The 12,418-nt window shown below is 75.8% G+C and carries 11 protein-coding genes and 1 pseudogene; 5 read left to right on the plus strand and 7 right to left on the minus strand.

Annotated features, from left to right (window positions below):
• The 3 genes and pseudogenes from ACFQ8Y_RS05845 to ACFQ8Y_RS05855 form a co-directional block, all read right to left on the minus strand.
• Positions 1–318 (minus strand): annotated as a pseudogene (locus ACFQ8Y_RS05845) (hypothetical protein); the annotation flags it as partial.
• Positions 319–329: 11 nt separating this feature from the next.
• The gene (gene thrS, locus ACFQ8Y_RS05850) at positions 330–2,357 is read right to left on the minus strand and encodes a threonine--tRNA ligase (RefSeq protein WP_430584895.1); all 2,028 of its coding nucleotides are present in this window, start codon (positions 2,355–2,357) and stop codon (positions 330–332) included.
• 182 nt (positions 2,358–2,539) lie between these two features.
• The gene (locus ACFQ8Y_RS05855) at positions 2,540–2,743 is read right to left on the minus strand and encodes a hypothetical protein (protein WP_430551192.1); all 204 of its coding nucleotides are present in this window, start codon (positions 2,741–2,743) and stop codon (positions 2,540–2,542) included.
• Positions 2,744–3,004: 261 nt separating this feature from the next.
• Here ACFQ8Y_RS05855 and ACFQ8Y_RS05860 point away from each other — a divergent pair, with 261 nt between their 5' ends.
• From ACFQ8Y_RS05860 to ACFQ8Y_RS05870, 3 genes are all read left to right on the plus strand, one after another.
• Complete coding sequence (locus ACFQ8Y_RS05860) at positions 3,005–3,502, plus strand: aromatic ring-opening dioxygenase LigA (RefSeq protein ID WP_430551191.1); 498 nt, start codon at positions 3,005–3,007, stop codon at positions 3,500–3,502.
• 128 nt (positions 3,503–3,630) lie between these two features.
• A complete protein-coding gene (locus ACFQ8Y_RS05865) occupies positions 3,631–4,407 on the plus strand; it encodes a uracil-DNA glycosylase (protein ID WP_430584896.1) in 777 nt (258 codons plus the stop codon).
• Positions 4,408–4,508: 101 nt separating this feature from the next.
• Positions 4,509–5,606, plus strand: coding sequence for a DinB family protein (locus tag ACFQ8Y_RS05870; protein ID WP_430584897.1), 1,098 nt, complete (start codon positions 4,509–4,511; stop codon positions 5,604–5,606).
• Positions 5,607–5,624: 18 nt separating this feature from the next.
• On the opposite strand, the gene ACFQ8Y_RS05875 is transcribed toward ACFQ8Y_RS05870, so the two are convergent.
• The 4 genes from ACFQ8Y_RS05875 to ACFQ8Y_RS05890 all read right to left on the minus strand — a co-directional run bounded on the left by ACFQ8Y_RS05875 (position 5,625) and on the right by ACFQ8Y_RS05890 (position 9,041).
• Positions 5,625–6,953: a chloride channel protein gene (locus tag ACFQ8Y_RS05875; RefSeq protein ID WP_430584898.1), complete on the minus strand. Its 1,329-nt coding sequence runs from the start codon at positions 6,951–6,953 to the stop codon at positions 5,625–5,627.
• Positions 6,954–6,996: 43 nt separating this feature from the next.
• Positions 6,997–7,344 carry an SHOCT domain-containing protein gene (locus ACFQ8Y_RS05880; RefSeq protein WP_430551187.1) on the minus strand — a complete coding sequence of 116 codons (348 nt, stop codon included), beginning with the start codon at positions 7,342–7,344 and terminating at the stop codon, positions 6,997–6,999.
• Position 7,345: 1 nt separating this feature from the next.
• The gene (locus tag ACFQ8Y_RS05885) at positions 7,346–7,768 is read right to left on the minus strand and encodes a DUF6325 family protein (protein ID WP_430584899.1); all 423 of its coding nucleotides are present in this window, start codon (positions 7,766–7,768) and stop codon (positions 7,346–7,348) included.
• A gap of 190 nt (positions 7,769–7,958) precedes the next feature.
• Positions 7,959–9,041 carry a substrate-binding domain-containing protein gene (locus ACFQ8Y_RS05890; RefSeq protein WP_430584900.1) on the minus strand — a complete coding sequence of 361 codons (1,083 nt, stop codon included), beginning with the start codon at positions 9,039–9,041 and terminating at the stop codon, positions 7,959–7,961.
• 130 nt (positions 9,042–9,171) lie between these two features.
• On the opposite strand from ACFQ8Y_RS05890, the gene ACFQ8Y_RS05895 reads away from it, so the two are divergent.
• Together ACFQ8Y_RS05895 and ACFQ8Y_RS05900 are read left to right on the plus strand one after the other, a co-directional pair.
• Complete coding sequence (locus ACFQ8Y_RS05895; RefSeq protein WP_430584901.1) at positions 9,172–11,370, plus strand: DUF2264 domain-containing protein; 2,199 nt, start codon at positions 9,172–9,174, stop codon at positions 11,368–11,370.
• On the plus strand, positions 11,367–12,395 hold the full coding sequence (locus ACFQ8Y_RS05900; RefSeq protein WP_430584902.1) for a hydroxyacid dehydrogenase: 1,029 nt from the start codon (positions 11,367–11,369) through the stop codon (positions 12,393–12,395). The genes ACFQ8Y_RS05895 and ACFQ8Y_RS05900 overlap by 4 nt, the downstream gene beginning before the upstream one ends.
• The last annotated feature ends 23 nt before the right edge of the window (positions 12,396–12,418 follow it).

Here is a 12,418-nt window from a genome sequence, read left to right on the forward strand (position 1 = left end):
CCCCGACCAGCGGCCCGGACAGGCTCGACGGCAGCGCCCCGCCCGTGACGACCACCCCCCCCCCCACCCCCCCCCCCCCCCCGCCCCCCCCCCCCCCGGGGGCCCCCCCCCCCCCCCCCCCCCCCCCCCCCCCGCCGGGATCCGGCAGAACGGGCACTGCGCCACCGAGCCGTCGGCGGGCTTGTCCTGACCGCCGATGTAGACCATGCGGTGCGGGGTCCACAGGCGCTGCAGCCCGTCCTCGGGCGGGCCGAAGCCGCCCGCCGGGACGGTCGTCGAGCCGGGTTCCTCGCCGTGCTCCTCGTGGTGGCCGGTCATGCGCCCCCCGCTCAGACCTGGGCGCGGTCGCGCACCGCCGCGACGATGCGCTCGATCGCGTCGGCGACGGGCACACCGTTCTCCTGGGTGCCGTCGCGGAACCGGAACGACACGGCCCCGGCCTCGACGTCCTCGCCCCCCGCGATGAGCACGAAGGGCACCTTCTCCTTGGACGCGTTGCGGATCTTCTTGCCGAAGCGGTCGTCGGACAGGTCGACCTCCGCGCGGATCCCGCGCGCCGTGAGCTGGGCGACGACGTCCTTGAGGTAGTCGTCGAACGCCTCGGCGACGGGCACGCCGAGCACCTGCACGGGGGCGAGCCACGCCGGGAACGCGCCCGCGTAGTGCTCGATGAGCACCCCCATGAACCGCTCGATCGAGCCGAACTTGGCGGAGTGGATCATCACCGGCTGCTGCTTGGTGCCGTCCGCCGCGGTGTACTCGAGGCCGAAGCCCTTGGGCTGGTTGAAGTCGTACTGCACCGTGCCCATCTGCCAGGTGCGGCCGATCGCGTCCTTGGCCTGGACGGAGATCTTGGGCCCGTAGAAGGCGGCGCCGCCCGGGTCGGCGACGAGCTCGAGGCCCGAGGCGACCGCGACCTCCTCGAGCACCGCGGTGGCCTTGGCCCAGTCCTCGTCGGTGCCGACGAACTTGTCCTTCTTCTTGTCGTCGCGCGTGGACAGCTCCAGGTAGAAGTCGTCGAGACCGAAGTCGCGCAGCACCGAGAGCATGAAGTCCAGCAGGTGCTTGACCTCGGCCGGCGCCTGCTCCGGGGTGACGTACGAGTGGGAGTCGTCCTGGGTCAGGCCGCGCACGCGGGTGAGGCCCTGCACCACCCCGGACTTCTCGTACCGGTACACCGACCCGAACTCGAAGAGGCGGATCGGCAGCTCGCGGTAGGAGCGGCCCCGGCTCGAGAAGATGAGGTTGTGCATCGGGCAGTTCATCGCCTTGAGGCGGTAGCGGCCGTGGTCGCCGACGTCCTCGAGGTCCAGCGGCGGGAACATCGTGTCGCCGTAGTACGGCAGGTGGCCCGACGTGTAGAACAGCTCTTCCTTGGTGATGTGCGGCGTGCCGACGTAGGAGAAGCCCTCCTCGATGTGCCGCTGGCGGACGTAGTCCTCCATCACCCGCTTGATCACGCCGCCCTTGGGGTGGAACAGCGGCAGGCCCGACCCGACCTCGTCGTGGAACGAGAACAGGTCCATCTCGGAGCCGATGCGGCGGTGGTCGCGGCGCTCGGCCTCGGCCAGGCGCTCGAGGTACGCCTTGAGCTCGTCCTTGCTGGGCCAGGCGGTGCCGTAGACGCGCTGCAGCATCGCGTTCTTCTCGCTGCCCCGCCAGTACGCGGCCGCGTTGCGCATGAGCTGCACGCCGTTGCCGATGAGCCTCGTGCTGGGCAGGTGCGGGCCGCGGCACAGGTCCTTCCAGACCACGGTCTCGCTCTCGCGGCCGGCGCCGCGGACGTTGTCGTAGATCGTCAGCTCGCCGCCGCCGACCTCGACCGACGACCCGTCCTCGTCCGACGAGCCGCCCTTGAGGCCGATGAGCTCGAGCTTGTAGGGCTCGTCGGCCAGCTCGGCGCGCGCCTCGTCCTCCGTGACGACGCGACGGCGGAAGGTCTGGCCCTCCTTGATGATGCGCGCCATCGTCTTGTCGAGGGCCTTGAGGTCCTCGGGGGTGAACGGCGTGGCCACGTCGAAGTCGTAGTAGAACCCGTCGGTCACGGGCGGGCCGATGCCGAGCTTCGCGTCCGGGTTCACCTGCTGCACGGCCTGGGCCAGCACGTGCGCGGCGCTGTGGCGCAGCACGGCGAGCCCGTCGGGCGAGCCGATCGTCACCGGCTCGACGACGGTGCCGGGCGCCAGCTCGCGCGAGAGGTCCAGCAGCTCGCCGCCGACGCGCATCACGACGACGTCCTTGCGGCCCGCGAAGAGGTCCGTGCCCGTCGTCGGCGTCTGCACCGTCACCGTGTCCTGGATCTTGTCCTGCGCGGCGTCGTCGGGGTTCGGTGGCATCGGCGAGGCGACGTCGGACACGTGCTGCTCCTTGCGGGTCGTGGGCGCTGCGGACGGGCACGGGCAGCACCTGGGCGGGACCGCCCGGGGCTGGGCGCCGGGCACGGTCGTGGGGCGCCACCATCGGTGACGCCCCACGATCGTACTCATCCGCGGGCCTCCGGCCCGCGCCACGCGCCGTCGGGCCCGCGCAGACGCCCCGGTCAGACGCCGGGGCGGGCGGCGGGGCCGTCGTCGTTGCGCTTCTTGGCCTCCGCGGCCGCCTTGTCGACGTAGCCGTCGACGTTGTCCGGCGTCCGCTTCTTCACCTCGGCCGCCGCCTTGTCGATGTTCTCGTCGGTGGCGAGGTCCTTGATCTTCTCCTTGGCCTTGTCGAACAGGCCACCCAGGCCCGAGCTCTCGCTCATGCTGCTCCCCCTCCGGCGCCGGCCGGCCCGGTGCCGTCCGGCCGTCGTCCAGACCACCACGGTCGTCGCGCACGCGCGACCCGGGCGGGCCGTCGTCCGAGCATCGTCGTGGGAGCACCGTCGCCCGGAGAATCTTTGTGAAGGACTTCACAAGAATCGTCGGTGCAGGTCAGGCGATGTGGTCATACCATAGAGGCAGCGCCAGACCCGGCGCAGTCCAGACCGGCCGCGAACCACGCGACCCGGCACCCGGAGGGGACCATGACCACCACCCGCACCACCCAGCGACCGGTTCGCATCGTCGGCCTCGTCGCGCTGATCGCCGGCATCCTGATGATCGGTGCCGGAGCCGCCACGTGGGCCACCGTGAGCACGCAGCTCGCCGCCCAGGACATCACCGTCTCCGAGGACGCCGCGTTCCTCGGCGGAGCGACGGTGGACGGCCCGCTCACGGCGTACGCCCAGGCGCAGGTCATCGACAAGCACGCGCTCGAGGCCACGGGCGGCCAGACCTACGCCCAGCTCGAGCAGGACGACCCGCTGCGCGCCACCGCGATGAACGCCTCGTTCCTGCGGGCCTCGCTGTTCACGTCGGTCGTGGCCTACGGCGTGAGCGCCCTGGTGATGGGCCTCGGCGTCCTCTTCGGCCTCATGGGCTGGTCGCTGCGCCGCCTCGCCGCGGAGCCGGCCGTCGCCACCGCGACCGTCCCCGCCGCCACCGCCAGCCCGGCGCGCGGCCGTCTCAACCCGGCCGTCTGACCCGGTCGACCTCGCCGCCCGCGGCGACACCCCACGGCCCGCCCTCCCGACCCCGGGACGGCGGGCCGTGGTGCGTCGGCGTCGCCCGCACCGTCGTGGGCCACGCCGTCGTGCGCCACCATGGACCGGTGCCCGTCGTCCCGCCGCCCGACTCCCCCGACTACCCGAGTGCCGCGCGCACTTCGCCGACGCTGGCGGCGCTCGACGCGCACCTCGTGGAGTGCCGGGCCTGCCCGCGCCTCGTGGCCTGGCGTGAGGAGGTCGCCCGCGAACGGCGCGCCGCGTTCCGCGACGAGCACTACTGGGGGCGTCCCGTCCCGGGCTTCGGGGACCCGGCCGCGCGCGTCGTGGTGGTGGGGCTCGCCCCCGCGGCGCACGGCGCGAACCGCACGGGCCGCATGTTCACCGGCGACCGCAGCGGCGACTTCCTGTTCGCCGCCATGCACCGCACCGGGTTCGCCAACCAGGCCACGTCGGTCGCGGCCGACGACGGCCTCGAGCTGCGCGACATCCGCGTCACTGCCCCCGTCCGCTGCGCGCCGCCGGAGAACAGGCCGACCCCCGAGGAGCGGCGCCGCTGCGCGCCGTACCTGGCGCGAGAGCTGGAGCTCGTGGGCTCCGGCGTGCGCGTCGCCGTGGCGCTCGGCGGCATCGGCTGGCAGGCGCTGCTCACGACGCTCGCGGAGCAGGGCTGGGACGTGCCGCGACCCCGGCCGCGGTTCGCCCACGGCGCCGAGGTGACGCTCGGACGCAGCGCGGACGGCACCGCGGCGCCGGGCGCGGGCCCCACCCTCACCGTGCTGGGCTGCTTCCACGTCTCGCAGCAGAACACGTTCACCGGTCGCCTCACGCCGGACATGCTGGACCACGTGCTGCGTCGTGCCCGCGAGCTCGCGGACGCCTGAGCGGCGACCAGTTCGTGCGGGGGTCGTGCGGGAGGCGTGCGAGCGGTCGGGGCGCGCGAGAAGACGGGGCTCGTGTCCGGGGCTCCGGCTAGGGTCGCGGCGTGACCGTGACCATCCTGACCGGGCCGCCCGGCGCGGGGAAGACGACCGTGGCCGCGCTGCTCGGCGCCGCGACGGACCGCCCCGCCGTGACCCTCACCACCGACACGTTCTACCGGTCGATCACCACCGGGTTCGTGCCGCCCTACCTCTCGGGGTCGCAGCGCCAGAACGAGGTCGTGGCCGAGGCTGTCGTCGCGGCGACGACGGCCTATGCCCGGGGCGGCTACGACGTCGTGCTCGACGGCGTCGTCGGCCCGTGGTTCCTGCCCCCGTTCCGGACCGCGGCCGCGCGGGAGGGCTGGGACCTCGCGTACGTCGTCCTGCGGCCCGCCCTCGACGCCACGCTCGCGCGCGCCACCGGCCGCGCGGACGCCGAGCTGCGCGACCCGGCCGCCGTACGGAGCATGCACGCCGCGTTCGCCGACCTCGGCGACCTCGAGCCGCACGCCCGCGACACGACCCACGAGGAGCCCGCGCTCACGGCCGCGGCGGTGCGCGCGGCCCTGGACGACGGCGCGTACCGGCTCGCGCCCGACACGACGCCCGACGCGACGCCCGACGCGACGCCCGACGACCGTGTCGACCCGCCGCTGCGGGCGGACGAGGCCACCACGCTGCGGGCGTACCTGGGTTACCACCGCGACACGCTGCGGCGGAAGACCGCCGGGCTCACCGCCGCACAGCTGCGTACGCCGCTGCCGCCCAGCACGATGACGCTCGGCGGGCTGCTCAAGCACCTCGCGTACGTGGAGTCCAACTGGTTCGTCGAGGTGTTCGACGGCGCGCCGGCCATGCCCCCGTTCGACACCGCCGACTGGGACGCCGACCGCGACTGGGAGTGGCACAGCGCGGCGGACGACTCGCCGCAGGACCTGCGCGGGCTGTTCGACGCCGCCGTGGCGGCGGCCGACCGGTCGATCGACGCGGCGCTCGCGACCTCCGGGCTGGAAGGCACGTCGACCCGCGAGTCGAGGCGGCCCGGCGAGGGCGCGTTCAGCCTGCGCTGGATCCTCGTGCACATGATCGAGGAGTACGCGCGGCACAACGGTCACGCCGATCTGCTGCGCGAGGCGCTGGACGGCACGACCGGGGAGTGACCCGCCCCGCCCGCCGGGTCAGGCGGGCGCGGAGCGGGCCCGCTCCCGGGCCTCGCGGCGCGGCCGCAGCAGGAACTGCTCGGTCGTGTACCCCACGACGACCGCGACGATCACGACCGGCGCCATCCCCGACGCACCCGACCCCAGCAGCATGACCACCAGCACCGTCGAGGAGACGGGGAACGGCAGGGTCGCCGCCGTGGCCGCGCCCATGCCGGCCGCCAGGGCCGGGACCGCGCCGTACCCGGGCAGGTCGGCGGCGAGCACCCCGGCGGCGGCCCCCAGCAGGACCGCGGGGAAGATCGGGCCGCCGCGCAGGGTGCCGAGGGACACGGCGTAGGCGACGCCCTTGAGCACGAGGAGCGCCACCAGCGCCCCCGCCCCCCAGGCCGCCGGGTCGGCCGCGAGCGTCGGGAGCAGCGCCTGCCCGGAGAGCGCGACCTCCTCGGGCGAGCGGCCGGTGGCCAGCGCGTAGGCCGCCGCGCACACGGCGACCACGAGCGCCCCGAGGACGGCCGCGGGGAACGGGCGGGACGCCGCCCGCCTTGCGACCCCTTCGCCCAGGCGGTGCACGAGCCGCACGACGACGGCGACGAGCACGGCGACGGGCAGTGTCCACAGGACGTCGCCGACGTCGGGCCGGGCGGGGGCGTCGACGTCGGGCAGCGTCAGCGACGCGATCTCGAGGCCCGTCCACGTGCCCATGCCGGTGAACACGAGGGCGCCCACCCCGGAGGCCGCCAGGGAGGGGAGCACGACGGCCGCGAGCCGCGCGCCGGCCAGCCCGGTCAGCGCCGAGGCCTCGACGACGAAGACCGCCCCGACCACAGGGCTGCCGAAGATCGCCGACAGGGCCGCGGCGGAACCCGCCACCGCGATGACCTGGCGCGCCGGGTCGCCGAGCTTGTCGTCCCACGGCCGCACCAGGACCAGGGCCAGCGCGGCGCCGATCGCCAGCAGCGGCGCCTCGGGGCCAAGGGCGACGCCGAGCGGGAGACCCGCGAGCGCCGCCAGGAGCACCCCGGGGACGTGGGACGCGGGCACGGGCCCCAGGCTCAGGCCGTCGACGGGCACGTGCCCGCCGTGCCCCGGCAGAGACCGGACCGCGACCCCGACCGCGAACCCGGCGACGGCCAGCCACGGCAGGGGCCACCACCAGGGCGGTCCCTCGAAGCCCCACGCCTCCGGGAGCGTCTCCCACACCAGGTGGGTCAGCTCGTGCAGGACGGCGAGGAACAGGAAGGCCGCCACCGACACGGGGATGCCGAGCAGCGCGCAGACGCCGAGGAACCGCGCCCACGGACGACGCGTGGTCGGGTTCTCGACGTTGGCGTCGGCGGCGGTCACGGTTGCTCCTCGAGGTGCGCGGGTCGCGGGCGACGGCGCTCGCTCAACCGAGCAGCTTGGCCTTGGCCGCGGCGAACTCGGCGTCGGACAGGATCCCCGCGGCCTTGAGGTCGCCCAGCTGCTTGAGCTTCGCGATGAGGTCGTCCTCCGCGGGCGCGGCGGGCGCCGCGGCGACCTGCGCCTGCTGCTGGGCGTAGGCCTGCTGCTGGGCGTACGCCTGCTCCTGCGCCTGCTGCGCCTGGTACTGCTGGGACTCGTACTGCTGCTGCTCGCGTGAGGCGGCCCGGCGGTTCATCGCCCTGCTGGTCGCGTTCGCGGTCCCGGTGATCACGGCCGTGCGGGCCATCGTGCCGATCAGCCCGGGCCGGCCCATCCGTCGCAGAGGGGGCATGTCAGTTCTCCTTCTCGATCTCGTCGGTGAGCGCGTCGATCGCCTCGGCCGGCACGCGCGTCCAGTCGAGCACCTGCCCGCCGGCGCCGCGCACGGCGGCGCCGAGGCCGCGTGCCCACGCGTGCTCGAACACGAGCATCCCGACCGCGGAACCGGGGGCGAGCTCGTCGGCGATGTCGTCGACGTCATCGGCGGCGAGCAGCCCGGCGGGCTCTCCCACGATGCGCGCCAGCTCCTCGGCGCCGCTCTCGCTCGCCTCGAGCCACTCGACCGAGCCGTCGTCACCCTTGCGCACGACCAGCGCGTCGAGCACGTCGATCGTGCCGGCGTCGACGAGACGCCCCAGCTCCGCGAGGATCTCGCCCTTGAAGTCGCTCCGGGGGAACTCGATGAGCACGAGCTCCACGGGTCCGGTGGGTCGCATGTCCTGCCTCTCGGTCGGCGTGTCGGCGAGGGTGCGGGACTCGCCGACGCCGCCACCCGTGCCCGTCCTGCGGACACTGTGGCACCGCTGCGGACGGTCCGCATGCCGGGCGACACAAGTCACCCCGCGTCACCTTCCCGTGGCCGAAGTCGCAGGTCATCCGACCCGGCGGGCCGGATCGCGGCGACCGTCAGGCCGTGCCCGCGCCGCACGACCCCCGCACCGTGAGCCGCGGCAGCAGCGCGACGTGCCGGGGCGACCCCTGCACCCCGGGCACCTCGCCGCCCTCGTCCCCCACGATTCGCCCGACGAGCACGCGCAGCGCCTCCCGGCCCAGCTCGCGACGGGGCGGCGTGACCGTCGTGAGCGGCACGACGGCGAGCTCGGCGTTCTCGTCGTCGTACGCCACCACCGCCAGGTCCTCGGGCACGCGCACGCCGCGGTCCAGGGCCGCCTCGACCAGGCGGGCGGCGTGGTCGTCGGTGTGCACGAGGACCGCGCGCGTGCCCGTCTCGCGGCACCGGTCGAGGAACGCGGACAGCTCGCGCCCGAGACCGGCCGGGTCCCCCTCACCCTTGGGCAGCGACACGTCCGGGCCGGGCTCGACGCCGAGGCGGACGACCGCCGTCGCGAACCCCTCGCGCACGTGCGGGGCCGTCGGCGTCCGGTCGTAGACCGCCAGGCCGATCCGGCGGTGCCCGAGCCCGGCGAGGTGCTCCACCGCGAGCACGGCCCCGTGGGCGTGGTCGGACCGCACCTGGTCCAGCTCGCTCAGGGCGGTGAGGCCGTCGACGCGCCGCTCGACGACGACCACCGGCACGGGCACCGACCGCAGCCAGGCCGCGAGCTCCTCCGGCGACCGGTCCCGGGTGGTGGGGGCGACGACGATCCCCTGCACGCCCAGCCCCACCAGACGGTCCACCTGGGCGGCCTCCACCTCGGGCCGGTAGTGCGAGACCCCGAGCACGAGGCGGACGTGCAGGCTGGGGGCCAGCGCCTCCATGCCGCGCACGAGCGGTGGGAAGTGCACCGTGGAGCTCGGCACGACGACGCCGACCAGCACGCGTGCGGCCTGCGGCTCGCGCGCCGAGCGCAGCGCCACCGCGCCGCCGTGCACGCGCGCCAGCCGCCCCGCGCGGTCGAGCTCGACGATGTCGCGGCGGATCGTCACCTCGGCGACGCCGAGCGCGGCGGCCGCCTCTGCCGAGCGCACGCTCCCCCGCAGCTCCAGCTCGCGCAGCAGGTACTCGTGCCGGGCCGTGGGCAGGTGCATGGGGCCTCCGTCGTCGTCGAGCGGGTCGGTCGGGCAGCAACCTAGCGGACGATCCGGCGCCCGATGTCCGGGGATGATCGAAAATGACCGGACCTTCCGTGAGCCGTCGCGCCTGGGCGAGGATGCCGAGGTGACACCCGCCGCGACGCCGCCCCGCACCTTCAGCACGACCGACGCCACGACGGGAGGGACCACGGGTGCCCCGGCGTCCGACCCGCGCCTCGCGCCCGCGCGGCGCTGGACGCGTGACCGGTGGCTCGCGACCGCCGACGGCCTGCTCGACGCCGTCCGGCCCTACGCCTCCCCGGGCGGTGCCCTGATCGCGCTGCCCGGACCGGTCAGCGCGTCGGGCGTGTGGAGCGACGGGCTCGAGGGCTACGCGCGCACGTTCCTGCTTGCGGCGTTCCGGCTGCGCGGCGAGGACGGTCGTGACCCCGCGGGCCTGATCGAGCGGTACGCGGACGGGCTGCGGCACGGCACCGACCCGGCCGGCGACGAGCGCTGGCCGCGGGTCGACGAGCGCCGGCAGGCCGTGGTGGAGGCCGCGTCCGTGGCGATCGGGCTGTCCGAGACGCGGCCCTGGCTGTGGGACCGGCTCGACGACGGCACCCGGCAGCGCACGGTCGACTGGCTCTCCGGCGTGGTCGGGACCCGCGGGTACACGAACAACTGGCTGTGGTTCCAGAACGTGATCGAGGCGTTCCTGGCGAGCGTCGGCGGCCCGTGGGAGCAGTCCGACCTGGACCACAACGCCGAGACGGCCGAGTCCCTGTACGTGGGCGACGGCTGGTACTCCGACGGGCGCGGACGCGGCGGGCGGCGCCAGAACTTCGACCACTACGCGGGCTGGGCCTGGCACGTCTACCCGCTGCTGCACGCGCGGATCCAGGGCCGCCCGCTCGAGCGCGTGCACGCCGACCGCCTGCGCGCCTACCTCGACCAGGCCCGGCACCTGGTCGGCTCGCGCGGGGCGCCGATGCTGCAGGGCCGCTCGGTGACCTACCGACACGCCGTGCTCGCCCCGTTCTGGGCGGGCGCGGTCGCCGACGCGACGCCGCTGTCCCCCGGCGCGACCCGCGCCCTCACGGCCGCGGTGGCCGAGCACTTCGACGCCGCGGGCTCCGTCGACGACCGCGGGCTGCTGCCGGTCGGCTGGCACCGCCGCTACGACCGCGTGCGCCAGCTCTACACCGGCGGGTCGTCGCCGTACTGGGCGAGCAAGGGGTTCCTCGGCCTGCTGCTCGGCGCCGACCACCCGGTCTGGACGGCCGCGCCCGAGCTCCCCGAGGCCTGGCAGGAGCCGCACGCCGTGGCTCTCCGGGCGCCCGGGTGGCTGGTGAGCGCCACCCCCGCCGACGGCGTCGTGCGCCTGCTCAACCACGGGTCCGACCGCGCGATCGAGCACGCGCTGACCGTCCGCGGCGACGACCCGTTCTACCGGCGCCTCGCCTACTCGGGGGTCACGTCGCCCCAGCTGGCGGCGGGCGACGTCGCCGCGCCGCTCGACTCGCACACGGCGCTCCTCGACACCCGTGGCGTGCCGTCCCATCGCGACACCGTCGAGCGCGTGCACCTGGACGACGCCGTGGCCGTGTCCCGCTCCCGGGTCTGCTGGCTCGACGTCCCCGGCCGCGGTCCCGACGGCGAGGGCCCGGACGACGGGCAGGGCGACGACGCCGGGTGGGCGGGCCTGCGGCTCGGCCCGGTGCTCACGACCGCCTCGGTGGTGCGCGGGCCGGACGAGGTGCGGCTGGCGTGGTGGACTCCCGCCGCGACCGCGACGCCCGGCCGCGCGCCGGCGCCGGGCACCACGGCCGAGGACCTCGACCGGGACGCCGCGTGGCCCGTCGACACCGGCCCCTGGCGGCTGCACGTGGGCGGCTGGCCGCTCGCCGCGGCGAAGGACGGGGCGCTGCACGTCGAGCGGAGCGCCGACCGCTCCGGCACCCTGGTCCGGGTCGTCCGCGACGACGGCACGTCCTCGCACGTGCGCGCCCTGCGCGTCGCGGTCGAGGACGGCGGCGCACCGGCCCCGTCGCCCGGCGCACCGGCCGAGACCTCGCTCGACGTCGTCGGCGCGGTGCGCCGGGCCGGGTCGGACCCGCTCGGCGCGGCGTCCGCCGTGCCCTGGCTGCGCACGTCGGCACCGGTCGCGGCAGGCGAGGTGGTCGCCGCCCTCGTCGTCCTCACGGGCGAGGACGACGCCCGGCACAGGCCGGCGCCCGCCGTGCGGGTGCGTCGCGGCGCCGACGGCGGCCCGCCCGCCGCCGTGGAGGTGCGCTGGCCCGACGGCCCTGTCGACGCCGTACCGACGGGCTCGGCGTCGTGACGCGGCTGCGCGCCGCCTTCGCCATGCGGCACGCCGACCTCGTGTCCGAGCTGTTCGACGACGCCGCGGTGGCCAGGCTGCGCACCGTCGCCGACGTGGCCGAGGGCGTGCTCACCCCGGACCTGCTCGCCCGGGCCGGCGACCGCGGGCGGGGGCCGACCGGCGGAGTCCTCGGGGACGTCGACGTGCTCCTCACCGGCTGGGGCGCACCCCGGCTCGACGACGCGCTGCTGCGGCGCGCGCCCCGGCTGCGCGCCGTCGTGCACGCCGCCGGGTCGGTGAAGCCGCTCGTCACGCCCGCGCTCTGGGCGCGCGGCGTGCAGGTGTCCAGCGCCGCCGCGGCCAACGCGCGCCCGGTGGCCGAGTACACGCTGGCGACGGTGCTGCTGGCGGGCAAGCGCGTGCTCGAGGCCGCGGACGCGTTCGGGGCCCACCGCCGGTTCGACGGCTGGGACCTCCCCGACCCGCTCGGGAACCACGGCCTGACGGTCGGCGTCGTCGGCGCGTCGCGGATCGGCCGGCAGGTGATGCGGCTGCTGGAGCCGTTCGACGTCGACCTGCTGCTCCACGACCCGTGGGTCGACGCCGACGGGGCGCGCGCCCTCGGCGCCACGGCCGTGTCGCTCGACGACCTCGCGCGGGCGAGCGACGTCGTCACCGTGCACGCCCCCGACCTGCCGGAGACGTACCGCATGATCGGCGCGCGCCAGCTCGCTCTCATGCCCGACGCGGCGACGCTGGTGAACACGGCCCGGGGGCGGCTCGTCGACACCCCGGCGCTGACACGGGAGGTGGTGTCCGGCCGGCTGCGCGCCGTCCTCGACGTCACGGACCCCGAGCCGCTGCCCGCCGACCACGCCCTGTGGGACGCCCCCGGGGCGCTGCTCACGCCGCACGTCGCCGGGTCGTTGGGCAACGAGCTGCGCCGCCTCGGCGACCTCGCCGTGGGAGAGGTGGAGCTCCTCGCGGCCGGGGCACCGCTCGGGCACGAGGTGCTCCCGGAGCAGCTCGGCACCACCGCCTGACCGGGCACGCCCGAAGGATCACC

Source organism: Isoptericola sp. NPDC056605 (assembly GCF_042792795.1).
GTDB lineage: Bacteria > Actinomycetota > Actinomycetes > Actinomycetales > Cellulomonadaceae > Isoptericola.